Raw genomic sequence first — 25986 nt, forward strand, 5'->3', positions numbered from 1 at the left:
CTCCTTCAGCCGGGCACGTACCCGAGCGTCTTGTCGACAACGTTGTCCAGCGGCAGTCCGGCTTCCCACCTGCCGAAATTGTCGGTGAATGCGCGGACGATCTCGGTGCGCCAGCCGTGGAAATCACCCGAATTGTGTGGCGTGAGCACCACGTTCGGTAGATCCCAGAGCGGATGACCCGCGGGCAGCGGTTCCGGATCCACCACGTCCAGTGCGGCCGCGGCGATCGAACCGTTGCCGAGCGCGGCGACGAGATCGTCGGTAACCACTAATTCCCCGCGCCCGACATTGACAAACCTGGCATGCGGTTTCATGGCCGCGAACGCGGCGGCATCGAACATGTGCCGGGTCCGCGCGGTGAGCGGCGCGATCGCGATCACGTAGTCCGCGCCGGGTAGTTCGGCGTGCAGGTCGTCGCTGATGGTGCCGAAATCCGGGTCACCGGAGCGGGCGCGGCGCCCGACCCCGCGCACCGTCATACCCGCGGCGCGCAGCAATCGCGCGGTGGTGCGGCCGATCGAGCCGGTCCCGACGATCAGTGCCGTGGTCCCGGCCACGCGTTCGGATTCCCGGTGCCGCCACTCGTGCCGCTGCTGCAACCGGATCGAGCCGGGCAGGTCCTTGGCGAACGAGATGATCTGTCCGAGGACATATTCGGCGATGGCCGTATCGAAGACATTGCGGGTATTGGTGACCACCACCTCGGATGCGCGCAGCTCCGGGAACATCACCGGGTCCACGCCCACGCCGCCCATGTGCAGCCAGCGCAGGCGATCGGCGCTGGGCCACGCACCGGGAACGGCGCGGGTCTGGAAGTCGTAGACGAACAGCACATCGGCGCCGTGTAGCGCATCGGCGAGCCCGTCGGCCTCGGTGTAGCGCACGTCGGCGCGCTCGGCAACGGGGGCCATGAGGTCCGATTCGGGCAGGCTGTCACGATGTAGGACGGTGACAATCGGCCCGTTTTCCACATTGACACCGTACGATCAGATCGTATGATTGTCAACAATCCGATCGTGTTCGGAGGTCTGCCCGGCTGAGCGCGAGAGGGGCCGCAGTGGAGTTCAGCTTCCCGGACATCGACGGGCCGGTAGCCCAACGAGGTATCGGCGTGATCGCGCCGTTCGACCTCGCCCTCGAACGGGAACTGTGGCGGTGGGCGCCCCTGGAGGTGAGTCTGCACCTGGCCCGCACACCCTATGAACCGGTGCCGGTCTCCCTGGCGATGGCCGAACTCGTGTCCAACCCGCTGCACCTCACGGCGGCCACTCACGACGTGCTGCACGTGGAACCGGAAGTCGTTGCCTACCTGTGTACTTCGGGCAGCTTCATCAACGGGCTCGCCTACGAACGATCCCTGCGGGAAACGATCTGCCTGGCCGGCGCACCGGACGCGGTGACCACCTCCGGCGCCCTGGTGGAAGCGATCAAGCACCTCAACATCACCCGCATGTCGGTGATCACCCCGTACGACGAGATCCTCACCGGCAAACTGCACGAGTTCCTCGACGAAGCGGGCTGCACCACGATCAAGTCCGATCATCTCGGGCTCGGCGGCGGCATCTGGAAGGTCAACTACCGCACCATCGCCGAACGGATACTCGGCGCCGACGACCCCCGCTCGGAAGCGATCTTCGTCAGCTGCACCAACCTGCCGACCTACGACGTGATCGAGCCACTCGAACAGGCACTCGGCAAACCCGTCCTCACCGCCAATCAACTGACCATGTGGGCCTGCCTCGGCCGGATGAAACTCCCGATGATGGGCCCAGGAAAGTGGCTCGTCAATGTCTTCTAAAACGAATGAGGACGCGACATTCTGCCCAGGAAAGTGGCTGGTCAATGACTTCTGAACGGAGCGAGATGCACACGCCCACCATCGGATTCATCTACCCCGACCACGCCGCCGAGGACGACTACCCGCGCGCCGCGGCCCTGCTCGGCGCCGCGTTGCCGGTAGCCCACATTTACGGCACCGACCTGCACGCCGTCCCCGAACTGCTCGATCTGGGCAGCCCGGAGAAGCTGAGCCACGGCGCTTCCTTGCTCGCGGCCGAAGACCCCGCCGCCGTGGTCTGGGCGTGCACCTCGGGCAGTTTCGTCTACGGGCCACAGGGTGCGCGCGGTCAGGTCGAGAGCCTTGCCGAGGCGGCCGGAGTGCCAGCCTCGAGCACGAGTTTCGCGTTCGTCGAAGCGGCGCGGGCGCTCGGTGTGCGGCGCGTGGCTGTGGTCGCGAGCTACCCCGAGGAGGTGGCACGGTTGTTCGTCGACTTCCTCGCCGACGCGGGCATCGAAGTGGTGTCGATGTCGAGCGCCGGGATCGAAACCGCCGCCGAGGTCGGCACCCTCACTCCCGACCAGGTCCTGACCCTGGCCGTCACCAACGACCACCCCGACGCCCAGGCACTGCTCATCCCGGATACGGCGATGCATACTCTCGAGGTGCTCCCGAAACTCGAGGCCGCGCTCGGCAAGCCGGTGCTGACGGCGAACCAGGTCACCATCTGGGAAGGTCTGCGGCTGGCCGGGGTCACCGCGGTCGCTCCCGAGCTGGGCGCGTTGTTCGCGGAGGGGAGTCGCCATGTCGATCATTGATTTCGAGCCGGTCAACCAGCAGTCCACCGCGGAGATGATCGCCGACCGCCTGCGCGAGGCGATCATGCGCGGCGCGCTGGCGCCCGGCGCCCAACTCGGGGAAGCCGACCTGGCAACCAGTTTCGGCGTCTCCCGTGGACCCGTGCGCGAGGCCATGCAACGCCTCGTGCAAGAGGGCCTGCTGTTCAGCATCCGCAACCGCGGCATCTTCGTCATCGAACTCACCACCGACGACGTCATCGACATCTACCGCGCCCGCACCGCCCTGGAAGGCGGTGCGCTCGACCTCATCCTCGACGGCCGCCGCGACATCGCCTACGCCGCACTGCGACCCAGCGTCACCGCCATGCGGCGCACCGCCGAGGCCGGCGATGCCGCCGGTGTCTCCGATGCCGACCAGGCCTTCCACGAAGCGCTCGTCACCGCCGCCGACAGCCCCCGCCTCGTCCGCGCCGCCCGCACCCTGCTCATCGAAACCCGCATGTGCCTGGGCGCCCTCCAAACCACCTACCCCGACCTGCGCGAACAAGCCCGCGAACACGTCGAACTCCACGAGGCGATCGGCGCCGGCTCACCCGAGCGTGCTCGCGCTCTGCTCGTGGAACACATGGACGACGCGGTGCGGCGCCTGCGCGACCGCTAGCTTCGTTGCCCCCGTCGTCACGTCGGTCCGTCGTGGCTGAGCCGGGAGCGGGTGACGTGCGAGGCGATGGTGCGCGACGGGCAGAATGGACGCGTACGAACACCCCGACTCCCACCAGGAGCTCTCGTGGACAGCGAACAGCGGACACGCGCACAGGCTTTCGTCGATCTGCACCGCGACGGCTGCTTCCTGTTGCCGAATGCCTGGGATGCGGGGAGCGCGCGGATCCTGGAGTCGGTGGGATTTCCCGCCATCGCGACCACCAGCGCGGGGGTCGCCTTCTCGTTCGGTCGACCCGATCACGACTTCTTCACCGAGCACGGTGAGCACGGCCGCGTGGATCGTTCGACGATGATGCGGCGGATCCACGAGATCACCAGCTCCGTGCGGGTGCCGGTCAGCGCCGATCTCGAGGAGGGGTACGGGCCGGACGCCCAGGATGTGGCGACCACCCTCTCCCTCGCCATCGACGCCGGTGCGGCGGGCGGCAACATCGAGGACTTCACCGGCGACCGAACCACGCCGCTGTTCGACGAGGTGCACGCGGTGGACCGGGTCCGGGCGGCACGCGCGGCGGTGGCCGCCAGCGGTGAGCCGTTCGTGCTCGTCGGCCGTACCGACGCGCTGCTCGTGGACGCCGGTCTCGACGAGGCGATCCGCCGCGCCAACTCCTACCTCGCCGCGGGCGCGGACTGCGCCTTCGTCCCCGGGGCGGCCGACGCCGCCACGATCGCCACGCTCGTCGAGGCGATCGACGGACCGCTCAACGTCGTCATGGGCCTGACCGGTGGCGGCTTGTCGATGGCCGAACTCGCCGACCTCGGCGTCCGCCGGGTCACCGTGGGCGGCAGCATCGCCCGCCTGCTCTACCGCCACCTGCTCGACGCGGCCACCGAGCTCTCCGAGCACGGCACTTTCACCTACGGCGACACCCAACTCACCCAGACGGCGCTCAACGCCCACTTCACCGACCGCACCTGACGGGTGAGCTCGCTCGTCGGTCTCATCAGGAAGTGGGCCGGGCACCTCGTAGGTCGAGGAGCATGCCGAGGTACCCCATTTCCTGACTTTGGGATTGGGCCATGGCGCGGGCGGCCTGTTTCACCGGACCCGAGGTGAGCAGGGTGTCGGCGGCGCGGGCCATCGTGACCCCGCCCGCGTGATGGCGGTACATCAGTTGCAGGAACAAGGTTTCGGCGTCGGCCGCACGGGCCACCGCGAGGGTGTCGAGGTCGGCGATGGTGGCCATACCGGGCATCGTGGCCGGCGCGGCGGTCGAGTGGTGGTGGGTTCCCGCCATCCAGGTCATCGGGACGTCGGCCGTGGGGGCGGCGCCCGCCAGCTGGGTCCAGCCGAGCAGGGTGCCGATCTCCACGCGCTGAGTGTCGGCGATCTGGTCGGCCAGCCTGCGCACGGTGGGATCCGCGGCCGGGTCGAGGCGCTCGGTGAGGATCAGCGCCTGCTGGTGGTGCGCGGTCATGTCCTGGACGAAGCCCAGCTCCGTCGTGGTGAGAACCGGTGCGGGCGTGGCTGTCTCGGTGACGAAGAGCGGTCGCAGGGCCGCCCCGAGTGCCAGCAGGAAGAGGACGGCGGCCCCGGCGAACGCCACGCGGATCACCCGGTTCACGGTCACGACCCGACCGTGGACTGCTGATTCGCGGGCGGTGTGTACACCTCGTTGTCGAGCTGCAACACCATGAACCCGTTGTCGGAACAGGTGACATACAGCTGATCGCCACGCCACTCCGGCGGGGACAGGCACCAGTCCGTGGACAGGTCGCCGAACGCGATATCGCCGGCCCGCGCGGTCAGCACCTGCGCGGGATCGAACAGCCCCTCGGCCATCGACCGCAATGCCGCCGGGGCGCTCATCACCGGAATGCCGATGATCGAGGCCAGGGCATGGGGCGAGTTCCAGATCTCGAGATTGCGTCCGGTGCGGGCAGGCGGGTTGAAGTAGGCGATCTCGCGGATGTCGCCGGGATCTCGGACGTCGAACACCCGGATACCGGAGGAGATCCAGCCGCAGGCCAGGGCGGTCGGATCGTCGGGACGGTCGGCGGTGCAGTAGTGCGATTCGTAGGAGAACGCCGAACCGCCCATCGAGGAACCGATGCCCGCGTCGATATTGGCGGGCAGGTTGATCTCGAGTTTGATCTTGGCGGTGATCCGGGGCGCGCTGTCGTCGGACACATCGATGAGTTTCACGCCACCGGAACCGCCCTCGTCGACCGTGAACAGATGGGGCACACCGTCATAGGTCACGGGCACGCTGTGCTGGGTGGCCCAGCCGTCGGTCCAGAACGTGCGGCCGAGATGGGGGACATGTGGATTCGGGTCGCGGCGTTGCACCGCGCTCACATCGAGCACGGTGAATCCGCCCAGGGCGGAGATGTAGAGCCGGTTTCCGTCGGGGCTCACCCCGAGCCCGTGTGCCTCGATCCCCGTCAGCCCCTGCCAGATCACCCGGGGATTCGCTGGATCGGCGAGGTCGATCGCACTGAGAAAACCGGGGACAAGGCCCGACGCCCAGTATGTGCGCCCGTCGGGGGAGAACCCGCCCTCGTGTGTCGTGATCGGTAGCGGCATCAGCAGATTCGAGCCGGTCCCGGGATTGAGCAGCCGGGGATGCGCGCAATCGGAGATGTCGTACACCGACAGGTATCCGGCTCCGATGCCGACCGGCACACCCGTCCCGACGAGCAGTTTGCGAGCCGTGTTGACCTTCAACGTCTCCCAGGTGCCAGCCAGCATGGCGGGTTCGGCGAGGGTCGCGGTCAGCCTCGGATTCGCCGGATCGGAGACATCGAGGACCTGGACACCGGGGTGCTCGCTGAGCATGTTGCCGGGGAAGAACGTGCCCATGTAGGCGCAGTGCTCGAAACTGGTGGAGGTGATGCCCGCTCCGCGCCCGGCGTAGCCCCCGACCATCGACATATTGCAGCGATAGCCCTGGGTGCTGCGCCCGCTGTCCCGGTCACCGGCGGGCACGTCGCCCTGCAATCCGGTCTCCGGCAGCGATCCGGGTCCGCAATCGGCCCGCGGCACCGCCGTTCGGCCCAGATCGAGGAATTCCTGCACCGCGCCGCTCAGGTCGGCGCCGAAATCGGCTGACGCACCGGAGGGCAGGCCGACGGCCACGAGTGCGGTGATCGCGGCCGCCGCCACAATCCGCACCAGCGAATGTCGTCGGCTGTTCGGCGGTGCCGCACCGGAATCGCCCGGCGGAATCGCGGGCCCGGCCTCGGGTCGTGTGTCGGTGTGCGGACGTGATGGCATCGTTGCCCTCCCGAATCAATGATGCGGCCAACACAACTGGCTCAGACAGTTGTGCCGCATCACGAATAGTAAGCCGGTCGAATGGTTGCCGAAGGGTGTTTCGGGGAACAGGGTGTGGGGCGGGGCTCGCGCTTACCTCGGGTCGCCACCCATACGCTGTACGGTTGCTCTGCACGACCAGCGCGTCTGAAAAGGCGGGGAGTTTCCGCGATCGGAGAGGACTCGGACCCATGTCGAACGATGTCGTAGGAAGTTCCGGTACCGCACCGCCGCCGGGCGGATCGGTAGCCGGTGGGTCGCCGGGCAAGCCGAGGCTGGATCTGCTCATCTTCTGCGCCACCGCGATCGGCGCACTCGCCTTCGTCGCCTGGGGTGTCCTCGACGACGAGAGCCTCGCCTCCGCGGCGAGCACCGCTCAGAAGTGGGTCATCACCAATACCGGCTGGTTGTTCGTGCTCACCGCCACCGCGTTCGTGGTGTTCGTGATCTGGCTGGCGATCAGCCGCTACGGCCGGATCCCGCTGGGCGCCGACGACGAGAAACCCGAATTCCGCACCGTGTCGTGGATCGCGATGATGTTCAGCGCCGGCATGGGCATCGGCCTGATGTTCTGGGGTGTGGCGGAACCGTTGTCGCACTTCGTGAACCCCCCGCCGCACACCGCCGAGCCGGGCTCGCCGGCCGCGGCGGAGGTCGCCATGGCCACCACGCTGTTCCACTGGACACTGCACCCGTGGGCGATCTACGCCGTCGCGGGCCTGGCCATCGCCTACGGCACATTCCGAAAAGGCCGCTCGCAGTTGATCTCCTCGGTGTTCCGCCCGCTGCTGGGCCGGCACGCCGACGGCATCGGCGGCCGGGCGATCGACATGATGGCGATCTTCGCGACCCTGTTCGGCTCGGCGGCCTCCCTCGGCCTCGGCGCCCTGCAGATCGGCGCGGGCATGGAGTTCAACGGCTGGATCGACGGCATCGGAAAGATCGGTCTGGTGGCGATCATCGCGGGCCTGTCCGTGGCCTTCGTGCTGTCGGCGGTCTCGGGCGTCGAACGCGGCATCCAGTGGCTGTCCAACATCAATATGGTGCTGGCCCTTGCGATCGCGGCGTTCGTGTTCATCGCGGGCCCCACGCTGTTCGTCCTCAATATCCTGCCCACCTCGATCGGTGACTACATCGAGGGCCTGCCGACCATGGCCTCGCGCACCGGCGCCGGTGACGACGCGATGCAGACGTGGCTGTCGAGCTGGACCATCTTCTACTGGGCCTGGTGGATCTCGTGGACGCCGTTCGTCGGTATGTTCATCGCGCGGATCAGCCGTGGCCGCACCATCCGTCAGTTCGTCACCGGCGTGCTGCTGGTGCCGAGCGTGGTGAGTCTGCTGTGGTTCGCGATCTTCGGTGGTGCGGGCATCGCCGAACAGGCCGAACACGGCGACCTCACCGAACCGGACGGCTCGGTCGACTCGAACTTCGCGCTGTTCCACCTGCTGGACCAGTACCCGATCACCTCGGTGACCACGGTGGTCGTGATGATCCTCGTCGCGATCTTCTTCGTCTCCGGTGCCGACGCGGCCTCCATCGTGATGGGCACCCTGTCCGAACGCGGCAGCATCGAACCGTCGAAGTGGGTCGTCATCTTCTGGGGCGCGGCCACCGGCGCGGTCGCCGCGATCATGCTGGTGATCGCCGATTCCGACAATCTCGGCGGCGCTCTGACCGGCCTCCAGGCGTTGACCACCGTGGTGTCGCTGCCGTTCCTGGTGGTGATGGTGGCGATGTGCGTGTCGCTGTACAAGGACCTGCGCGACGACCCGCTGATCCTGCGCATGGATCGCGGCATCGAACTGGTCGAGGTCGCCGTCGACCAGGGCACCGAACTGCACGAGGGTGACTTCGCTCTCGTCACCGAGGCCTCGCCGGACAAGGTCGAAGTCGCCGACGATCCCCCCGTCGCCGGTACCGAACGCGGCTAGTCCGCGGCGTCGATCCTGGCCTGCGCCGACGACAATTCGGCGCAGGTCAGTCGCAGGCGATCCCGCAGTGCGTCCGCGGATTCGGCGATCGCCGCCTGGGATCGGACGTACTCCGCTCGTCCGGCCGGTGTTTCGATGCGCACCGGCTCGTAGCCGAAGCCCGACAGATCGTAGGGGCTGGCCCGCATGTCGAGTTCCCGTGCGGTGCAGGCGAGTTCGAAGCAATCGAGCAGCAGGTCCGAGGAGATCAGGGGTGCGAGCTTGAAACCCCACTTGTAGAGATCCATATTCGCGTGCAGACAGCCCGGCTGCTCCCGCTGCACCTGGTCCGCGCGAGTGAGCGGTTCGGCATTGCGCCCCACCGCCTCCGGGGTGAAGAACCGGAACGCGTCGAAGTGCGTGCACCGCAACGACATCGACTCCACCACCGCGTCCGTCCCCGCGTGTCCCAGACGCAGCGGAACCTGCTGATGCCGCACGTAGTCAGTGCGATAGACCATCGCCCATTCGTGCAGCCCGAAACACGACAAGTGCGCCGGACGTCGTGCTGTCGCGGTGAGCAGTCCGGACACGAAGGAGATCGTGTCGCGCCGCTTGGCCAGATAGGCCGGGTCGGCGGTGAACACCCCCGGCTCGCCCGGTCGCTCGTAGTACCCGCGCGCGCCCCGATATTCTCCCGCCGCGCGCAGCCCGACCCCGAACCCTGGATGCCATCGGCGTAGCTGCGACGGCTTGTTGCCGTAGTAGGTGAACAAGAAATCCACGACCGGATGCGTGGTCCCCGCCGCACGGCGCTCGAGATAAGGACCGACCAGCCGATCGAGCCGATCACAGTGTGCGCGCGCGGCGGTCCGCCACTCGACCGCAGGCAATACCCGCAGGTCGAGAGCGTGGTCCAGGTCGCCGTACGTGCTCACCTGAACATTCTCCCGCACCGATTCTGCGCGGTGGATTCACCCCGAATCCAGACTCTGGGTGGCTGGTCGGGCTGGACGGAGGAGCCTGATGATCGACGTCCGATGTTGCCTACGTCGGTGCAGCTCGTCTCAGCTGGAACCGCTGGGCAACAGTCCAGCCGAGCCACTGCCGAGCTGGGGGTCTCCGGTGATCTCGATGACAAGGGTCTTGGTGGAGGAGCCCTGAGTGGCCACGATCGTGTATGTGCCCTTGGCCGGCGGGCGCCAGGTGCCGCGGATCGCGCTGCGCTCCCGGTCCGGATAGTCCAGGCGCTCGGGCGAACTCAGCTCACGGCCGTTGATCGTCACGGTGGCGGGCAGTGCGTAGTCGGAGCCGAACATCCGGGCCATAACGCTGCAGTTGGCACCCACATAGTCGCAGGCGACGGGTACTTCGCTGTTACCCCAGGCGTAGATCGTGATGTCCTCCACCTCCGCCGAGGCCGCGGGAGCCAGGGTGGCCGGGAGGATCAGTGCGCCCGCCGCGACGGCGGTCAGTCCTGCGATTCGCATGGATTCGGTGGTCCTTCGTATCGGTGTGGTCGGCCCCGGCGCTCGCTCGGGAACCGCGTGAAGCGGTAGCGTTCCACAGTTTTCGCGGGGCCGGTACCCCGAAAACCCAGGGCTTGACCCTATGTTCGGGCAGCGGCCGGCGGGGTTGGCGACGGTGGCGTCGACAAGGCGGTGGTCGCCCTCGCCTGGGAGATAGTGTTGCGGGGGTGTCTTCGTCTTCGGCCCTGGTGGGCCCTCGATCGGACCGCGTCGGCCGCAAGCGAGGGCTCACGCGCACGGTCTCGGCCCTTCCCGTTCCGATCCGTTTGATTCTCGTGTCGATCGTTGGGTTCAACATCGGCTTCTACCTGGTCGTGCCCTTTCTCGCGGTCCATTTGGCCGACGATCTCGGGTTGGCGGCGGGAGTGATCGGCACCGTGCTCGGATTGCGGATGTTGGCACAGCAGGGACTGTTCTTTCTCGGTGGGGCGCTGGCGGAACGCCTGGGGTATCGGCGTATGGCCCTGAGTGGAATCGCGGTGCGGGTCACTGGTTTCGGCGTACTCGCTGTGGCGGACTCCTTGGCGACGGTGATCACCGGCGTGCTGCTGGTCGGTGCGGCGGCCGCCCTGTTCGCGCCCGCGGTCGAGGGCGCGAATGCGGCGTACGGTCGCCAGTTGGAGGACGCCGGGGTACTGCCGCGCGCCGAGGTGTTCGGACTCGAGCAGATGGCCGGTCGCGTCGGAATGGTCATGGGGCCGATACTGGGTGCGTTGCTGCTGACAGTGCCGTTCGCGTGGACCGCCGGTATCGCCGCGGCTCTGTTCGCGGTGATCGGAATGCTGTTCCTGCGCTGGTTCCCGGAACCGCCGCGCCGTGATATCGACGTGGTGTCGATCGTCGGGGTATTGCGTGTGGTGGCCCGCAATGGCGAGTTCCTGGCCTATGCCGGATTGTGGGCGATCCAGCTGGCGGCTGTGAGCTTGGTGTATCTGATGCTGCCGATGGAATTGGCCGCAGTCGGCGCTGATCGGTTCGTCGGGTGGGCCTACGTGGTGGCGGCGCTGGTGGTACTGGGCGGACAGATCCCGATGCTGCAGATTATCGCCCGCATCGGAAATCGCCGAGCGTTGACCTGGGGGTTCCTGATCATGGGCGGCGGCTTCGTCGTTCCCTCGATAGTTCCGGTCACTCAGCTATGGGTGTTCATGGGAGTGCTCGGCTGGCTGGTTCTGCTCAATGCCGGTCAGATGCTGCTCGTTCCGGCACTACGTGACGCGGTGGCCGCGACCGCCCGGGAGAGCTACTTGAGCGCACATTTCGGCGCGATGAACTCGCTGGGTGGAGTGCTCTGCGTCTTGGCCTCAGCCGCCGCCGGATCGGCTTACGCCGCGATCGGTGCGACACCGTGGGGTCGGGCGATGGTGTGGTTGGTAGCCGCGGTGTGTATCGCGGGGGGGTCTGCGGTCACACTGGCGGCGCTGTCCCGCCGCCGACGCGCGATCGCGCCGCCTCCGGAGGGCGCGAGCGGCTAGTTCGGCAGCTCGATCGCACGAAGCCGGTCGACGAGTTCATCGAGCGCGAAGGGAATCGTCAACGGGTTCGGCATCGAGATGGCATCGCTGGTGATGGCGTCCAGTTTGACCACCCGGCCTTCGCGCACCGCCGCGAGCGTGGGAAACAACGGATTCGATTCGATGCGCTCGCGGTCTCGGTCCCAGTTGTCGACCACGATCACATCGGCGTCGATGCGCTCCAGCAGTTCGGTCGACAGTTCCTGGTAGAGGCCGTTGGCGAAGGCGCCGGACAATGCGGGCGGCGGGACGAAGCCGAGCGCGGACAGAATCTGGAACCGCGCCGACTCCGGTGCGAAAACCCGGAACTGCCCGGACGGCCACCGGATCACCAATGTGGCCGTGCGTCCGGCGAATTCGGGGTGGGCGGCCCTGGCGCCGGCCAGACGATTCCGGACATCGGTCACCAATTCTTGTGCGCGGCCAGGTAATCCGACGGCCTGGCCGATGCGGGTGGTCACTTCATCCCAGGGCAATACCCAATCCCGGTGTTCGGCTGCGCGCAGCACGGTGGGTGCGATGGCACTGAGCTGCTGGTACACGGTAGCGTCAATGGCATTGTTCACGGCCAGAATCAGGTCCGGGCGTACCGCCGCCACCGCTTCCACACTGAAATCCGTGGTGGCTTCGGAGAGCGCGGGCACCTGCCTGGCACCGAGAGCGGATTCGGCCCAGGCTCCGATGCCGTCGTCGGTGGAGCCTCGCCACACGGGTACAAGAGCCGGGATCACGCCCAAGGCAAGTAGTACGTCGGCGTCGCCGATGCCGATGACCGCGATGCGTGTCGGGGCGCGGTGGATCGTGGTCGCGCCGTGGCGATGGCTGATGGTCACGGGATAGGCCCCCGCTTCCGGTGTGACAGCGGGATGTGCGCCGTCTGCACCGATCGTGGCGTCCGCCGAACATGCTGTCGCGAGGCCGGAGACGACGACGAGCGACAGTTTGAGTGCCTGCCGCCGGGAGATGACGTAATCCACGAGGTTCCTTTCGAGCACCGTCCAAATCAAGGCAAGGCTACCCTAATAATGGGCACTCGGTCTCTACGAGGATCAACGGACAAAAACGAACTCGGCCGCTTCATCCCACCGGCACGCGGTATCGCGCATTAAATCGATCAGGGCATGGCGTCGTGTGACAGTGCGGCACGGGTGGTCACGGGGGCGGTCAGTGCGCCGGCGAGCATGTCGATGATCTCTTCCCGTGCTCGCGCGTCGGTGGCCCGCGCCGCACCCGCCTCCGCCGCGCGTTCGTTGTCGGCGACGAGCGCGAAGACCATGGTGGTCAGTGCTCGCAACCGGCGCACCCGCAGCCGGGGTGGCAGGGTGGCGAGCTGTCGGTCCAGGCCCTGCATGATGACGCGCACCGACGTGCGGCCCGCGCTGTCGAGGTTGGCCGCGTCGGAGACCGCCGGGTGCGGGTGGATCTGTTCGAGAAATCGCGCGTAGTGGCGGATTCCGTGCCGTTCGCCGAGTTCGAACATGGGCACCACCAGGGCTTCGAGTAGCCCGTGCACACCGGGGGGCCGATTCGAGCCCGCTTGTTCGGCGAGCAGTTCCAGTCGCCGCACCTCCAACGTCGCCAGCCGGAACTCGACCACTGCTTCGATGAGCCCGTCGCGGGATCCGAAGTGATACTGGATCGCTGAATTGTTTCGCTGACCTGCGGCAGCGGCGATATCGCGCAGCGGCACCGACCGTCCGTGCTCGGCGATCAGACGCTCCGCCGCGACGATGATGCGTTCCCGCGCTGCTGTCCCTGCCACAGTCCGCACAGTAGCCGTTCCCCGGCAAGAATGAGAACTGATCCTTGACAGTTAAGCAATCGTTCTTAAAACTGCGTGTGACCGCAGACACATGCGGCGATATTCGGAGAGGAACTTGCGCCATGATCCTGGATGCCTTCCGGCTCGACGGTCGCGTTGCCATCGTCACCGGAGCGGGCCGCGGTATAGGCGCGGCCACCGCGCTCGCGCTCGCCGAAGCCGGTGCCGACGTCGCCATCGCCGCCCGCACCACCGAACAGCTCGACGAGGTCGCCGGGAAGATCCGCGCCCTGGGCCGCCGTGCCGTGACCGTTACGGCGGATCTGTCCGACCTGGCCGCGGTGAAGGCCTTCGCCGACACCGCCGCCGCCGAACTGGGCCGCATCGACATCGTGGTCAACAATGTCGGCGGCACCATGCCCAATACCTTCATGACCACCTCCCCGGAGTTCCTGGAGGAGGCTTTCCGCTTCAATGTGTCCACCGCGCACGCGCTCACCCAGGCCGCGGTGCCGCACCTGCTGGAGTCGGACAACGCCTCGGTGGTCAGCATCTCCTCGATGATGGGCCGCACCGCGGGCCGTGGTTTCCTCGCCTACGGCACCGCCAAAGCCGCTCTCGCGCACTGGACCCGGCTGGCCGCCACCGACCTGTCGCCCCGCATCCGCGTCAATGCCATCGCGGTCGGGTCGGTACTCACCTCCGCGTTGGATGTCGTTGCCGGTCAACCCGAGATCAAGGCCGCGATGGAAGCCGCGACCCCGCTGGGTCGGCTCGGCGAGCCCTGGGAAATCGCGGCGGCCATCGTCTACCTCAGTTCCCGTGCGGGCGGCTACGTCACCGGCAAGATTCTCGAGGTCGACGGCGGCATCGAAAGCCCCAATTTCGAACTCGGCCTGCCCGACCTGTGATCCACTCCCGCGCAAAGGATCTGACATGACCTACCGTGTAATCCAATGGAGCACCGGAAACGTCGGTGCGCGAGCACTGCGTTCCATCATCGCCCGGCCCGAACTGGAACTCGTCGGCGTGTGGGTATCGAGCGCGGCCAAAGCCGGGAAGGACGCGGGCGAGCTCGCCGGGCTGTCCGTCGTCACCGGCATCACCGCCACCACCGATGCCGACGCCCTGGTGGCCATGAAACCCGACTGCATCGTGCACACCGCCATGGCCGACGACCGGCTGATGGAATCGGTCGAGGACCTGAAACGGTTCCTGCGCGCCGGCATCAATGTGGTCTCGAGCAGCCCGGTCTTCCTGCAATACCCGTACGGCACCCTGCCCGACGAGGCGATCGCCCCGATCGTCGCGGCCGCCGAGGAAGGCGGTGCGTCCCTGTGGGTCAACGGTATCGACCCGGGCTGGGCCAACGACTGGCTGCCGCTGCTGCTCTCCAGTGGCTCCGAACGGATCGACCGGATCATCTGCTCGGAGATCATGGACTATTCCACCTACGACAATCCCAAGGTCGTCTTCGACATCATGGGATTCGGCAGTGACCTCGACGCCCTGACCATGCTGCTGCAACCCGGCGTCCTCACCCTTGCCTGGGGCAGCGTCATCCGGCAGCTCGCCGCCGCGCTCGATATCGAACTCGATTCCGTCACGCAACATTTCGAACGGCTACCGGCCACCGGTGAGCTGACTGTCGGCGACCGCACCATCGCCGCGGGTACGGCCGCCGCGCTGCGCTTCCAAGTCCACGGCATCCGCGCCGGCCGCGAGGTGCTGACCCTCGAACACGTCACCCGCCTGCACCCCGACCTGGCTCCCGATTGGCCACAGCCGACGGGAAAGGGTGGCTACCGCGTCGAAATCCAGGGCGAGCCGGACTACCGGCTCGACCTTCAGCTCACCAGCGACGGTGACCACGCTCTCGCCGGTGTGGTCGGCACCGCCGCCCGCCTGGTCAGTGCCGTCTCGGCCGTGGTCGAGGCCCATCCCGGCCTGCTGACCGCCACCGATCTGCCCCTCACCACCGGCCGTGGACTGGTGTCCTGAACGGCCCGTTGTTCCGCGACTCGACTGGTGCCGAAAATCTAGAACACGTTATAGTTCGGCTGATCGGGCGACGATGCGGTCGGCCCGTGCTCGGAAGGGTGGACAAGTGCGGGCCTGGGATGACGCAGCCGATGTCGTGGTCGTCGGATACGGCGGAGCGGGAGCGGCCGCCGCGCTGGCCGCGCGGGAATCCGGCGCCGAGGTGCTGGCCGTCGACCGGTATCTGGGTGGCGGCGCTACGGCGCTGTCGGGTGGCATCGTGTACGCGGGCGGCGGCACCTGGGTGCAACGCGACGCGGGCATCGACGACGACGTCGACACCATGCTCGCGTACCTGCAGGCCGAGGTCGGTGACGCCGTGAGCGCCGCGACGCTGCGCCGATTCTGCGAAGAGTCCCCGGCGATGATCGACTGGCTGACCGGGCACGGCGTGCCCTTCCAGCCCTCGGTGTGCCCGTACAAGACGTCCTATCCGACCGATGACTACTACCTGTACTACTCGGGCAGCGAAAACTCCGGCGGTTACCGGGATCTCGCGAAACCGCGTCAACGCGGTCACCGCACGCACGGCCCCGGCGTCTCGGGCAAGGCACTGTTCGGGCCGCTGGCGGCGTCGGCGTCCGAGCACGGCGTTCGCGTCCGGACCGGCACCAGGGCGGCTCGGCTCGTTGTCGAGGACGGGCGCGTGACGGGCATCGAGGCGCTCACGATCGCCGACGCACCCGCGGCGGTACGGCGCCGATTCGCCGCGCTCGCCCGGATCTCGGCGAAACCCGGTGTGTATCACCAGGGTTTGCGCCGGGCGGTGGAAAGGCTGCTGGCCCGGATCGAGCGCAGATACGGTGTGCCGGTCCGGATCCAGGCGAGATCCGGCGTGGTGCTCACCACGGGCGGGTTCATCGCGAACGGGGAGATGGTCGCACGGCACGCCCCCGCGTATCCGTGGTCGCAGGGACTGCCGCTGGGGAGCGCTGGTGACGACGGCAGCGGCATCACCATGGCGCTCGACATCGGCGCGGCGAGCGGCAAGATGGACGCGCTGTCGACCTGGCGGTTCATCGCGCCGCCCAGCGCGTTCTTCGGAGCGATCGCGGTGAATGCCCTGGGCGAGCGCATGATCGACGAGTCCCGCTACGGCGCGGCTCTCGGCGCGGCCATCGCCACCAGCCCAGGTCATCGCGCGTGGCTGCTCGTCGACGCGGAGCTGGAGGCCGAAGCTCGCGGCCAGATCGGCGCACAGTCGGTGTGGTTCCAGCGAATGCAGACCGAGCGTTTGCTGCGGATCGGGCGCGTCACGGGGAACACCGTCGAGGAGGTGGCCGCACGGGCCGGGATCGACCCGTCCGCACTGCGCGCGACCCTCGACGCGCACAACCGCGCCATCGAGGACAACCGCCCCGATCCGCTGGGCAAGCCCGACGACCTCCGCCGCCCGTTGCGCACCGGACCGTTCGCCCTGCTGGATATCTCGTTCAAGGCGCGGCTCACCTACCCGATGCCGATGCTCACTCTCGGCGGCCTGCTGGTGGACGAGGCCACCGGCGCTGTTCGCCTCGAGAGCGGGGGAGTCGTGCCGGGACTCTTCGCCGCGGGGCGCGCGGCGGTCGGCGTCTGTTCGAACTCCTACATCAGTGGCCTGTCGCTGGCCGACTGCATCTTCTCGGGGCGGCGGGCGGGCACCCACAGCGCCCAGCCGCTGCTACCTCGGTGAGGACCCTCGCAGACGCCGGCTGATCATGCGGGCATCCGATCCGGCGGGCCGCTCGCTCGATCGATCTCGGTGACGAACGCGCTGACCTCGGCCAAGGCGGCGACCGCTTCGGGGACGGCCAGATAACCGGCCTGGAAGACGTGCACCTGGCCGGGCCAGATCTGCAGGTCACAGCGCACGCCGACACGGCGGGCGGTCGCCGCGAGGTGTTCGGCGTCGGCCTGCAAGACCTCGAGCCCGCCGACCTGGATGAGCATCGGCGGAAAGCCGGGGACGATCCCGGCCGCGACGTCCAGGCGGGGATCGGTCAGGTCTGCCCCCGCCACGTACATGCCGATCAGCCGGTTGGCGGTGGTGGCCGAGGCGTACGGGTCGCGCACCGCCGATTCCTTCGTCGCGGCCAGCCCGAAGGTGAGGTCGGCCACCGGCGAGAACAGCACCAGCCCGGACGGTTGTGGAAGCCCCCGCCGGGCCAGCTCACCGGCGAGGGCCAGTGCCAGGTGCCCGCCCGCGGAGTCTCCGGCGACGACGATGTCGACGGGTCGATGCCCGCGGGCGAGTAGCCAGAGGTAGCCACGTAGCGCGTCCTCGTGTGCCGCGGGAAACGGGTTCTCGGGCGCGAGCCGGTACCGCGCGGCGAACACGGGGCGCCCACTCGCGTGACCCACCCGCCCGACCAGGCCGCGGTGGGTGCCCGGCGAACAGGAGAAGTACGCACTGCCGTGCAGGTAGTAGACGACCGGCTCCCGCGGCTCGGGTACTGCGTTCACCCACTCGCCGCGGACCGCGAATTCGGTGTCCGCGTGTTCGTGGACGGGAAAACGCGCCACCGTCCAGGACGGCATGACCAGGCGCAACCCGTGCATTGCCGCGCGTCCGATACGGACGCCTGTGCGAGTGGCGGGGAGCCGTGAGCCCAGTCGGCGCACGGTGAGCAGCATGACCGCCGCCACGATTCGGCTGGCGCGCGACGGTGTCGCGACGAGATTTCGATCCATGCCGTGCATCATGCTCGGACAACAGGGCAACTGACAAGAACTCATGTCAAAACGCCCGACAGTCCTGTACTTTGTTGACATGACTTCATGTCAAAACTGGGACAGTCAATGAAAGGGCAGGTCATCGCGGTGACCGGCGGTGCGCGTGGGATCGGGAGGGAGATCGCCGCGCGGCTCGCCCGCGCGGGTGCGCGCGTCGCGATCGGCGACATCGACGAATCGGCGGCACACGCCACCGCCACCGAACTGGGGGCGCGGGTGCGGGGCTTCGGCGTCGATGTCGCCGACCGGGATTCGTTCGCGACGTTCCTCGCCACCGTCGAGCAGGAGTGGGGACCGCTCGATGTGCTCGTCAACAACGCCGGGGTGATGTGGGTGGGCCGGTTCGATCGGGAACCCGAAGCGGCGCGGCGACGGCAGTTCGACGTGAACGTCCACGGCGTGATCAACGGGGTGACCCTCGCCGCACCGGCCATGCGCGCGCGAGGCGCCGGGCACATCATCACCGTGGCCTCCGCCGCGTCGAAGCTCGCCCCGCCCGGTGAGTCCTCCTACGCCGCGACCAAGCACGCCGTCTTCGGCTACCTGAGCGGGGTCCGCGCTGAACTGCGCGGCAGCGGGGTCGCACTCTCGGTGATCATGCCGACCGTGGTGGACACCGAATTGGCGACCGGCACCGCCACCGGCGCGGTGGCACTGCTCCAGCCCGCCGACGTTGCCCGCGCCGTTGCCCGGACGATCGAACACCCTCGATTCGAGGTGACAGTGCCCCGCTACCTCGGACCGCTGCTGCGCGCGGTGAACGTCCTCCCGGCCGCCCTGCGCGACCGTGTCCTGTTCGGCATGGTCCCGGATCAGGTTGCCGCTGTTCATGATTCATCGAGCCGGGCCGACTACGAACACAAGGTCTGTGGCCCCACCGAACCTCCACCCACGCCGACGACAGGAACCCTGAAATGACCACAACCGACGCGCTCGGCGATATTCGGCCGATACCGGAGTTCGCCGGTGTCCACGACGTGTGGCCGCGCGGCGACCGGCTCGAGGCGGTGCGCGAAGGCGCCCTCCGCTACCGCGAGCGGTTCCTCCGGCAGGGGCAGGTGCGTGCGGTCAAGAGCTTCGACATCGCCGCCGCCCCGTATCCGCAGCGATTCGCCTTCCAGGGCTATTCGATCGGCCCCAACCCGATGATCTCGATCATCAATCGGATGTTCGTGGTCCAATTCGAAGGATTCGACGGCGCGCTCCGAACGCTGGTCTGGGAGCCCACCGTCGCGGCCGGATCGGGCAAGGCCCCGTTCTACGCGAAACTGCAGAAGCTCTCGCGCACGCTGCGCGCGGAGTCGCTGTTCGTCAAGTACTACAACGATCCCGAGGCGGTGCTGCCCCGACTGGGCCTGCGCAACGAGGATGTCGACTACGTCAGCTTCGACCACCTGCACGTGCAGGACATCCGCATGATCATGGGCAGCGACGAGCCGATCGACGGTGAGTCCGGGCCCCGTGACCCGCTGTTCCCGAACGCGCGGATGCTGGTGCAGCGCACCGAACTCGACACGCTGGAATCGGTGCACCCGATGCAATGGGCCTGGTACGTCGACGGCGGTATGGACGGCGTCCCCGCCGAGCGACTGCAGGTCCTCGACGGTGACGTCGAGTTGGGTGTCGGGGTGAGCCTGCTGTGGACACCCGGGCACACCGACGGGAACCACTCGCTGTGCGTGAACACGCCCGACGGTGTGTGGGTGTCCTCGGAGAACGGGATGGCCGCCGACAGCTGGCAACCGGAACTGTCCAGGATTCCCGGGGTCCGGCAGCAGGCGCAGTTCTACGGCCGCGAAGTCGTCCTCAACGCGAACACTCTCGAAGACTCGCTGGATCAGTACGATTCCATGGTCAAGGAGAAGACCATGGCTTCCCGGTCACCGCGCGATCCGCGCTGGCTGCAAGTCGTTCCCTCCTCGGAATGCGCGAACTGGAAGCGGCAGTGGCCGGTCGTGCCGACTTTCACCCACGGCGGACTCGACTACGGGACGATCGCGATCCCACCTCGGGCTGATGACTAGGATGGAGACCTTCTAGATCAGGTAGCCGGATGCGGGAGGACAGTGACCGAGACCGACGCTCCGTCCGGGAACCGAGCTCCGTCGCGCCGCTACGGTGGGCGGGACAAGGCGAGTCGAAGCGCTGAGCGTCGAGACGCGCTCCTCGAGGCCGGCCTGGAACTGTTCGGCACCATCGGCTATCCGGCGTCGTCGGTGAAGAAGATCTGCGACCGCGCGGGGTTGACCGAGCGGTACTTCTACGAGTCCTTCACTCATCGTGAGGCACTGCTGCGCGCGGTCTACGACGGTCAGATCGACCAGGTCCGCGCCGCGACCTTGGCGGCGCTCGCGGGGGCCGAACCCGATCTGGCTCCCCAGGCCCACGCCAGTGTCGACGCGTTCGTTCGGACCGTGGCCGCGGACCCGCGCCGCGCCCGGGTCATCTTCATCGAGGTCGTCGGAGTCAGCGCGGAGCTCGAGGTGCACCGGCGCGCGGTCATGCACGAATTCGCCCAGCTGATCGCCGGTTTCGCCGACGCCTACTTCCATGTTCCCGCCACCGATCGCTTGGCGATCGCGGCGATGCTGTTCGCCGGCGGGATGACCGAGCTGATGGTGGACTGGACGCTGGCCGACGCACCCTTGCCGCTCGACGAACTGATCGACGTCGCCGTGAGTATTCTGATCCACGGACTCGGGACCCTGGATCGCCGACCCGGCGAACCGGTGTAGCCGAGTCGGCGATCAGCCGGCGCGCCCGAATTCCTTGCGGTAGTGCTCGGACAATGCGGGGTAGTAGTCCTCGAAGGTCACCGTGGCCGGGTCGCGGTCGGTCTCGGCGGCGACCAGGCGGTCCAGGTAGTAGTCCCAGCCCGGCCCGACGTTCTCCGCCATGGTGGGATCGGGCACGTTCTGGGCGAAGACCAGGGTGGTGACGCCGCCTTCCTCGGCGAGGTCCAGGCGCAGCTGCCAGTGTTCGGGATTCTCCCCGTCGTAGGGCATCGACGTGGTGACCCGCAGCCGGTGCGGGGCATCGCATTCGTCGATCCGGAATCGCTCGGGGGGCATCTCGCCCTCGAAGGTCATCTGGAACTTCACTTCACCCGACGTCGGGTCGCCGGTCCAGGTGCCGAGCCAGCGGGCGAGCCGCTGCGGCTCGGTGACGGCGGCCCAGACGTCCTCGATCGGCGCGCGGAAGGTTCGGGTCCATTCGCAGTAGATGCCGTCGGCGAGGTCGCGGCGGTGTCCGGTCGCGGTGGGGATGGTCATGCGGTCTGCTCCTTGTCGCTATCGGTGCTGGTCGTGGCTCGGCGATCCCGGGTGGTGCGGCGGACTTCGAGATCGAGACCGTCGAGCGCGTGCTCCGGAATCGGCGGCCGGGCCGGTCGCAGCTTTTCCAGATAGTCGTGCAACGGCGCGAGCCCTGCGGGGGCGAGGCGATAGTGGCGTTCGCGGCCGTGCGGTTCGGCGCAGACCAGGCCCGCGTCGGCGAGTATCCGGAGATGTTTGCTGATCGCCGGTCTGCTGATGGGGTATTCCGCGGCGAGATCGACGACCCTGGCCGGTGCGCAGGCGAGCCGCTCGAGCAGATCGCGCCGCACGGAGTCGGCCAGGGCCTCGAACACGTCCACCTCTCAATTGGTAACCGACTAGTTACTAATTGTCAAGAGTGGACCGCTGGTGGTGGTCTCGGCACACGACAACGGCCCGACCGGTTGGTCGGGCCGTTGTCGTGATCTGTCCGCGGCGAGGCGGAGATCGGTTGCCGGGGCGGCCTATTCGGCGAGGCGGTGGGTTCCGTCGCGCACGGTGCCGACGAACTCTTCGATCAGGTCCTCCAGGGCGACCACGCCGACGGTGTTGCCACGGCTGTCGACCACCCGTCCCAGATGGCTACTGGTGCGGCGCAACCGGGCCAGCGCCTCGTACAGCGGAGTTCCGGTGCTCACCGTGGGCAGCGGGCGGATGTCGGTGCGCGGGATGACGGTGTCCGGGCCCGCGTTGTCGTCGGCGACCTCGTCGAGGACGTCCTTGATGTGCAGGTAACCCACCAGGGAGCCGTCGGAGGCGGCGACCGGGTAGCGCGAGAAACCGGTCTCGGACACCGCTGCCTCGACCTCGCCCAGGGTGGTCCCGTTCCCGATCAGCGGCACCGATCTGGCTTGGGCCAGCGGCACCATCACATCGCCGACGACCTGGTCGGACGTGCCGAGAGCCTGGGTGAGCCTGCGGTGTTCCTCTTCGTCGAGCAGCCCCTCGGAGCGGGATTCGCCGATCATCTCGGCCAGCTCCACCGTCGAGACCGTGGCGTCGAGTTCGTCCTTCGGCTCGATCCGCATCATCCGCAGCGTCATGTTCGCGGCCAGGTTGTACAGCGCGATCAGCGGCCGGGCGATCCGCAACCACATCAGGTGGATCGGCACCAGCAGCAGTGCCGAGCGTTCCGGACCGGCCAGGGCGATGTTCTTCGGCACCATCTCGCCGAGCAGGATGTGCAGGATCACCACCACCGTCAGCGCGAGCGCGAAGCCCACCGGGTGCAGCAACTGATCGGGCAGGCCGAGCAGTTCGAACGGGCGCTCGATCAGGTGCGCGATCGCGGGCTCGCCGACGCGGCCGAGCAGGATCGAGCAGATGGTGATGCCGAGCTGAGCCGCGGCGAGCATGATCGACAGGTTCTCGCCCGCCTCGATCACCGTCTGGGCCTTCTTCTTGCCTTGGGCGACAAGGGCTTCCAGCCGATCGCGGCGGGCGGAGATGAGGGCGAACTCGGCGGCGACGAAGAACGCGTTGCCCGCCAGCAGGACGACGGTCAGCAAGATTCCGAACAGGTCACCCATGAGCGTTCTCCCGTGCCGAGAGGTTGGCCGCGTCGACGGGGATCAACCGCACCCGGTCGATGCGCCGTCCGTCCATCCGTTCCACCCGGGCGATCCAGCCGCCCCCGGAACCGCGGGACGCGGGCAGCACCACTTCGTCACCGGTCACCGGGATACGGCCGAGCTGGGCCAGTACCAGACCACCGAGGGTTTCGTATTCGCCCTCGGGCGCGTCGTAGCCGGTCGCGCGCGACACCTCGTCGATGCGCATCAGGCCCGAGCAGTCCCAGCCGTCGGAGACCCGGCGCACATCGCGCTCCTCCTCGTCGTGCTCGTCGCGCACGTCGCCGAGGATCTCCTCGATCAGGTCCTCCATGGTCACCATGCCCGCGGTGCCGCCGTATTCGTCGACGACCAGGGCCACCTGCATGCCGTCGGCGCGGACGCGCTCGAGGACTTCGTCGCCGTCCAGGCTGGCGGGCACGATCGGCACCGCGACGGCGAGGTCGCTGAGCTGGATCTGCTTGCGCAGTTCACCCGGGTGGGTGAACGCCTGCTTGACGTGCACCACGCCGAGGGTGTTGTCGAGGTCGCCGTCGACCACCGGGAATCGGGAGTAGCCGGTGCGCGCGGCGGCGGCGATGAGGTCGGCGATGGTGTCGTGGCGGTCCAGCGATTCGACCTTCACGCGCGGTGTCATCAGGTCCTCGGCGCTGCGCTCACCGAATTCCAGCGAGCGGTCCATCACCTGCGCGGTGCGCTGATCCATCGCGCCACGCATGGCGGAGGTGCGCACCAGCGAACCGAGTTCCTGGGGCGAGCGAGCCGAGCGCAGTTCCTCGGCGGGTTCGATGCCGAGCCTGCGGACCACCCAGTTGGCGGCGCCGTTGAGAAAACGGATGAGCCACTTGAACAGGGCCGAGAAGCCGATCATCGGGCCCGCGGTGAGCCGGGCGACCTTCATCGGCTCGGCGATCGCGATGTTCTTGGGCACCAGCTCGCCGTAGATCATCGACAGCGAGGTCGCGATGATCAGGGCCAGCGCCAAGGCGACGCCGTGCGCGGCGTTTTCGCTCAAGCCGATGCCGTCCAGCAGCGGATCGAGCAGCCGGGCCAGGACGGGTTCGGCGATGTAGCCGGTGATCAGCGTCGTGATGGTGATGCCGAGCTGGGCGCCGGAGAGCTGGAACGACAGAGTGTGATGGGCCTGTTTCACCAGGCGTGACTGGGTGTCACCTTCCCGAGCGGCCGCTTCGACGGTGCTGCGTTCCAGTGCGGTGAGGGAGAACTCGGCGGCGACGAACAGCGCCGTTCCGAGGGTGAGTGCGACGAAGCCGAGCAGGCTGAGCACGGTCAGAACGATGGACATCCTCAGCACCACCCGAGTGGGGGCGCGGTAGGGAAACCGGGGGATCGAACGGACGCTGCGGAAAGGAGGACGCCGGGTTTGTCACCCGGCTCCGTAGAGGAGCCCTCCTGTGTGGCGCCCTTGGACGCGGGTGACAACTGGATCCTTTCGAGGCGGGAGTCGAGCATGTGCCGTGATCGGCAACTCCATAGTAATCCGTGCCCACTCATGATGTGTCAGCGGCGCGGCTCCGCCCGCCGACGGCGGCCGATCGAAGGGTTCGATCGGCCGCCGCGGGCGCGGTTCACCAGCCGCTGGGAAGCGGCCTGCCTTCGGCGAAGCCGGCGGCGGACTGCACGCCGAGCACGGCCTTGTCGTGGAATTCCGGCAGCGACCGGGCACCGGCGTAGGTGCACGAGCTGCGCACACCCGAGCAGATGTGGTCGATGAGATCCTCGACGCCGGGACGCTCGGGATCCAGACGCATCCGCGAGCTGGAGATACCCTCTTCGAACAGTGCCTTGCGGGCGCGGTCGAAGCTGCTGTCGGCGGCGGTGCGGGCGGCGACAGCACGCTTGGACGCCATGCCGAAGCTCTCCTTGTACTTGTTGCCGTCGCGGTCGATGCGCAGGTCGCCGGGGGACTCGTAGGTGCCGGCGAACCAGGAACCGATCATCACGTTCGATGCGCCCGCGGCCAGCGCCAGTGCCACGTCGCGGGGGTGCCGGACGCCTCCGTCGGCCCACACGTGCACGCCGAGTTCCTTTGCCGCGGCGGCACATTCGGCCACGGCGGAGAACTGCGGGCGACCGACGCCGGTCATCATGCGGGTGGTGCACATGGCGCCGGGGCCGACACCGACCTTGATGATGGTCGCGCCCGCCTCGGCCAGATCGCGGGTGCCCTCGGCGGAAACCACATTGCCCGCGACCAGGGGCAGGCCGAGGCCGAGATCGGCGACGGTGCGCAAAGATTCGAGCATTTTGGTCTGGTGGCCGTGCGCGGTGTCGAGGACGAGCACATCGGCGCCCGCCTCGGCCAGGGCCTTCGCCTTGGCGGCCACGTCGCCGTTGATGCCGACGGCGGCGGCGACGCGCAGCTTGCCGTTCGCGTCGACCGCGGGGGTGTAGATGCCCGCGCGGACCGTGCCGGTGCGGGTCATCACGCCCGCGAGGGTGCCGTCGGGGTGGGTGAGCACCGCGAGCTGGGCGTGGGCCTCGGCGAGGCGGTCGAAGATATCGCGCGGGGACGCCTCGACGGCCACCTGGACGAAGTCGGTGAACGCGACCTCGCGCAGGCGCGCGAACCGGTCCACATCGGCGCAGGCGGCCTCGGTGACGACGCCGACCGGCTTGCCGTCCTCGACGACCACGACGGCCCCGTGCGCGCGCTTGTGCATCAGCGCCACCGCGTCGGACACCGAACGATCGGGGTCGAGGGTGACCGGGGTGTCGGCGGTGAGCGAGCGGCTCTTCACGAACGCGATGGTGTCGGCGGCCGCGGGGATCGGCAGATCCTGGGGGAGCACCACGATGCCACCGCGGCGAGCGACAGTCTCGGCCATCCGTTTGCCCGCGACCGCGGTCATGTTCGCGACCACGAGGGGGATGGTGGTACCGGTCCCGTCGACGCTGGCCAGGTCCACATCGAACCGGGACGCGACATCGGTCCGGTTCGGGACCAGGAAGAGGTCGTCGTAGGTCAGGTCATACGGCGGCTGGGGTCCCGGAAGAAATCGCACTTGATTGATAGTAGCCCTGTGAGCCCAGCGGCGGGCAAATCCCGCGCCG

The 25986-nt window shown here is 68.0% G+C and carries 25 protein-coding genes; 12 read left to right on the forward strand and 13 right to left on the reverse strand.

Annotated features, from left to right (window positions below; all coding sequences use genetic code 11):
• Positions 1–5: 5 nt before the first annotated feature.
• Positions 6–971 carry a D-2-hydroxyacid dehydrogenase gene (locus ACFTS5_RS03915; RefSeq protein ID WP_378627183.1) on the reverse strand — a complete coding sequence of 322 codons (966 nt, stop codon included), beginning with the start codon at positions 969–971 and terminating at the stop codon, positions 6–8.
• An 86-nt stretch (positions 972–1057) separates the two neighbouring features.
• Here ACFTS5_RS03915 and ACFTS5_RS03920 point away from each other — a divergent pair, with 86 nt between their 5' ends.
• The 4 genes from ACFTS5_RS03920 (at position 1058) to ACFTS5_RS03935 (ending at position 4219) form a co-directional block, all read left to right on the forward strand.
• A complete protein-coding gene (locus ACFTS5_RS03920) occupies positions 1058–1798 on the forward strand; it encodes an Asp/Glu/hydantoin racemase (protein ID WP_378627184.1) in 741 nt (246 codons plus the stop codon).
• A gap of 65 nt (positions 1799–1863) precedes the next feature.
• On the forward strand, positions 1864–2595 hold the full coding sequence (locus ACFTS5_RS03925; protein ID WP_378628324.1) for a maleate cis-trans isomerase: 732 nt from the start codon (positions 1864–1866) through the stop codon (positions 2593–2595).
• Complete coding sequence (locus tag ACFTS5_RS03930; RefSeq protein ID WP_378627186.1) at positions 2582–3238, forward strand: GntR family transcriptional regulator; 657 nt, start codon at positions 2582–2584, stop codon at positions 3236–3238. Before ACFTS5_RS03925 ends, ACFTS5_RS03930 begins: the two co-directional genes overlap by 14 nt.
• Before the next feature lie 126 nt (positions 3239–3364).
• Complete coding sequence (locus tag ACFTS5_RS03935; RefSeq protein WP_378627188.1) at positions 3365–4219, forward strand: isocitrate lyase/phosphoenolpyruvate mutase family protein; 855 nt, start codon at positions 3365–3367, stop codon at positions 4217–4219.
• A 25-nt stretch (positions 4220–4244) separates the two neighbouring features.
• On the opposite strand, the gene ACFTS5_RS03940 is transcribed toward ACFTS5_RS03935, so the two are convergent.
• On the reverse strand, positions 4245–4871 hold the full coding sequence (locus ACFTS5_RS03940) for a DUF305 domain-containing protein (RefSeq protein ID WP_378627189.1): 627 nt from the start codon (positions 4869–4871) through the stop codon (positions 4245–4247).
• Positions 4868–6517 carry an LVIVD repeat-containing protein gene (locus ACFTS5_RS03945; RefSeq protein ID WP_378627191.1) on the reverse strand — a complete coding sequence of 550 codons (1650 nt, stop codon included), beginning with the start codon at positions 6515–6517 and terminating at the stop codon, positions 4868–4870. Before ACFTS5_RS03945 ends, ACFTS5_RS03940 begins: the two co-directional genes overlap by 4 nt.
• A gap of 230 nt (positions 6518–6747) precedes the next feature.
• Here ACFTS5_RS03945 and ACFTS5_RS03950 point away from each other — a divergent pair, with 230 nt between their 5' ends.
• On the forward strand, positions 6748–8490 hold the full coding sequence (locus ACFTS5_RS03950) for a BCCT family transporter (RefSeq protein WP_378627192.1): 1743 nt from the start codon (positions 6748–6750) through the stop codon (positions 8488–8490).
• On the opposite strand, the gene ACFTS5_RS03955 is transcribed toward ACFTS5_RS03950, so the two are convergent.
• A complete protein-coding gene (locus ACFTS5_RS03955) occupies positions 8487–9407 on the reverse strand; it encodes a 3-methyladenine DNA glycosylase (RefSeq protein ID WP_378627193.1) in 921 nt (306 codons plus the stop codon). The genes ACFTS5_RS03950 and ACFTS5_RS03955 overlap by 4 nt on opposite strands.
• Positions 9408–9536: 129 nt before the next feature.
• Positions 9537–9959, reverse strand: a complete 423-nt coding sequence (locus ACFTS5_RS03960) for a hypothetical protein (protein ID WP_378627194.1) — start codon at positions 9957–9959, stop codon at positions 9537–9539.
• Between the two features lie 206 nt (positions 9960–10165).
• Here ACFTS5_RS03960 and ACFTS5_RS03965 point away from each other — a divergent pair, with 206 nt between their 5' ends.
• Positions 10166–11473 (forward strand): MFS transporter, encoded by a 1308-nt coding sequence (locus ACFTS5_RS03965; protein ID WP_378627196.1) that lies wholly within the window; start codon positions 10166–10168, stop codon positions 11471–11473.
• Here ACFTS5_RS03965 and ACFTS5_RS03970 read toward each other — a convergent pair.
• Together ACFTS5_RS03970 and ACFTS5_RS03975 are read right to left on the reverse strand one after the other, a co-directional pair.
• Positions 11470–12489 (reverse strand): iron-siderophore ABC transporter substrate-binding protein, encoded by a 1020-nt coding sequence (locus tag ACFTS5_RS03970; protein ID WP_378627198.1) that lies wholly within the window; start codon positions 12487–12489, stop codon positions 11470–11472. The two genes, ACFTS5_RS03965 and ACFTS5_RS03970, sit on opposite strands and share 4 nt — an antisense overlap.
• Before the next feature lie 137 nt (positions 12490–12626).
• Entirely contained in the window at positions 12627–13274 is a 648-nt protein-coding gene (locus ACFTS5_RS03975; protein ID WP_378627199.1) for a TetR family transcriptional regulator, read from the reverse strand.
• Between the two features lie 122 nt (positions 13275–13396).
• Between ACFTS5_RS03975 and ACFTS5_RS03980 the strand changes: the two genes are divergently transcribed.
• The 3 genes from ACFTS5_RS03980 (at position 13397) to ACFTS5_RS03990 (ending at position 16986) form a co-directional block, all read left to right on the forward strand.
• A complete protein-coding gene (locus tag ACFTS5_RS03980) occupies positions 13397–14185 on the forward strand; it encodes an SDR family oxidoreductase (protein WP_378627200.1) in 789 nt (262 codons plus the stop codon).
• A gap of 25 nt (positions 14186–14210) precedes the next feature.
• Positions 14211–15275, forward strand: a complete 1065-nt coding sequence (locus tag ACFTS5_RS03985; RefSeq protein WP_378627201.1) for a diacylglycerol kinase — start codon at positions 14211–14213, stop codon at positions 15273–15275.
• Between the two features lie 73 nt (positions 15276–15348).
• On the forward strand, positions 15349–16986 hold the full coding sequence (locus ACFTS5_RS03990) for an FAD-binding protein (RefSeq protein WP_378627203.1): 1638 nt from the start codon (positions 15349–15351) through the stop codon (positions 16984–16986).
• A 23-nt stretch (positions 16987–17009) separates the two neighbouring features.
• Here the strand turns inward: ACFTS5_RS03990 and ACFTS5_RS03995 are convergent, their stop codons facing one another.
• Positions 17010–17984, reverse strand: coding sequence for an alpha/beta hydrolase (locus ACFTS5_RS03995; protein WP_378627204.1), 975 nt, complete (start codon positions 17982–17984; stop codon positions 17010–17012).
• A 108-nt stretch (positions 17985–18092) separates the two neighbouring features.
• On the opposite strand from ACFTS5_RS03995, the gene ACFTS5_RS04000 reads away from it, so the two are divergent.
• Genes ACFTS5_RS04000 through ACFTS5_RS04010 form a run of 3 tightly spaced genes read left to right on the forward strand, consistent with a single transcriptional unit; the run spans position 18093 to position 20761 of the window.
• Complete coding sequence (locus ACFTS5_RS04000; protein ID WP_378627205.1) at positions 18093–18944, forward strand: SDR family oxidoreductase; 852 nt, start codon at positions 18093–18095, stop codon at positions 18942–18944.
• Positions 18941–20050, forward strand: coding sequence for a hypothetical protein (locus tag ACFTS5_RS04005; RefSeq protein WP_378627206.1), 1110 nt, complete (start codon positions 18941–18943; stop codon positions 20048–20050). The genes ACFTS5_RS04000 and ACFTS5_RS04005 overlap by 4 nt, the downstream gene beginning before the upstream one ends.
• Positions 20051–20092: 42 nt before the next feature.
• The gene (locus ACFTS5_RS04010) at positions 20093–20761 is read left to right on the forward strand and encodes a TetR/AcrR family transcriptional regulator (protein ID WP_378627207.1); all 669 of its coding nucleotides are present in this window, start codon (positions 20093–20095) and stop codon (positions 20759–20761) included.
• A gap of 12 nt (positions 20762–20773) precedes the next feature.
• On the opposite strand, the gene ACFTS5_RS04015 is transcribed toward ACFTS5_RS04010, so the two are convergent.
• From ACFTS5_RS04015 to ACFTS5_RS04035, 5 genes are all read right to left on the reverse strand, one after another.
• Positions 20774–21298 carry an SRPBCC family protein gene (locus tag ACFTS5_RS04015; protein WP_378627208.1) on the reverse strand — a complete coding sequence of 175 codons (525 nt, stop codon included), beginning with the start codon at positions 21296–21298 and terminating at the stop codon, positions 20774–20776.
• Entirely contained in the window at positions 21295–21660 is a 366-nt protein-coding gene (locus tag ACFTS5_RS04020) for an ArsR/SmtB family transcription factor (protein ID WP_378627209.1), read from the reverse strand. Before ACFTS5_RS04020 ends, ACFTS5_RS04015 begins: the two co-directional genes overlap by 4 nt.
• 144 nt (positions 21661–21804) lie before the next feature.
• The gene (locus ACFTS5_RS04025; RefSeq protein ID WP_378627210.1) at positions 21805–22869 is read right to left on the reverse strand and encodes a hemolysin family protein; all 1065 of its coding nucleotides are present in this window, start codon (positions 22867–22869) and stop codon (positions 21805–21807) included.
• A complete protein-coding gene (locus ACFTS5_RS04030) occupies positions 22862–24217 on the reverse strand; it encodes a hemolysin family protein (RefSeq protein WP_378627211.1) in 1356 nt (451 codons plus the stop codon). Before ACFTS5_RS04030 ends, ACFTS5_RS04025 begins: the two co-directional genes overlap by 8 nt.
• Before the next feature lie 283 nt (positions 24218–24500).
• Positions 24501–25937, reverse strand: a complete 1437-nt coding sequence (locus tag ACFTS5_RS04035; RefSeq protein ID WP_378627213.1) for a GuaB1 family IMP dehydrogenase-related protein — start codon at positions 25935–25937, stop codon at positions 24501–24503.
• Positions 25938–25986 lie beyond the last annotated feature (49 nt).

Source organism: Nocardia sp. NPDC056952, assembly GCF_042674185.1.
Taxonomy (GTDB): Bacteria; Actinomycetota; Actinomycetes; order Mycobacteriales; family Mycobacteriaceae; genus Nocardia.

Excerpts from the sequence above, each read along its gene's own strand:
- ACFTS5_RS03930 (WP_378627186.1), top strand. The coding sequence starts at position 2,582 with ATGTCGATCATTGATTTCGAGCCGGTCAACCAGCAGTCCACCGCGGAG.
- ACFTS5_RS03990 (WP_378627203.1), top strand. The coding sequence starts at position 15,349 with ATGCGGTCGGCCCGTGCTCGGAAGGGTGGACAAGTGCGGGCCTGGGAT.
- ACFTS5_RS04015 (WP_378627208.1), bottom strand. The coding sequence starts at position 21,298 with ATGACCATCCCCACCGCGACCGGACACCGCCGCGACCTCGCCGACGGC.
- ACFTS5_RS04000 (WP_378627205.1), top strand. The coding sequence starts at position 18,093 with ATGAAAGGGCAGGTCATCGCGGTGACCGGCGGTGCGCGTGGGATCGGG.
- ACFTS5_RS03985 (WP_378627201.1), top strand. The coding sequence starts at position 14,211 with ATGACCTACCGTGTAATCCAATGGAGCACCGGAAACGTCGGTGCGCGA.
- ACFTS5_RS03995 (WP_378627204.1), bottom strand. The coding sequence starts at position 17,984 with ATGGATCGAAATCTCGTCGCGACACCGTCGCGCGCCAGCCGAATCGTG.
- ACFTS5_RS03925 (WP_378628324.1), top strand. The coding sequence starts at position 1,864 with ATGCACACGCCCACCATCGGATTCATCTACCCCGACCACGCCGCCGAG.
- ACFTS5_RS03950 (WP_378627192.1), top strand. The coding sequence starts at position 6,748 with ATGTCGAACGATGTCGTAGGAAGTTCCGGTACCGCACCGCCGCCGGGC.
- ACFTS5_RS04030 (WP_378627211.1), bottom strand. The coding sequence starts at position 24,217 with ATGTCCATCGTTCTGACCGTGCTCAGCCTGCTCGGCTTCGTCGCACTC.
- ACFTS5_RS04005 (WP_378627206.1), top strand. The coding sequence starts at position 18,941 with ATGACCACAACCGACGCGCTCGGCGATATTCGGCCGATACCGGAGTTC.
- ACFTS5_RS03945 (WP_378627191.1), bottom strand. The coding sequence starts at position 6,517 with ATGCCATCACGTCCGCACACCGACACACGACCCGAGGCCGGGCCCGCG.
- ACFTS5_RS04025 (WP_378627210.1), bottom strand. The coding sequence starts at position 22,869 with ATGGGTGACCTGTTCGGAATCTTGCTGACCGTCGTCCTGCTGGCGGGC.
- ACFTS5_RS03980 (WP_378627200.1), top strand. The coding sequence starts at position 13,397 with ATGATCCTGGATGCCTTCCGGCTCGACGGTCGCGTTGCCATCGTCACC.
- ACFTS5_RS03960 (WP_378627194.1), bottom strand. The coding sequence starts at position 9,959 with ATGCGAATCGCAGGACTGACCGCCGTCGCGGCGGGCGCACTGATCCTC.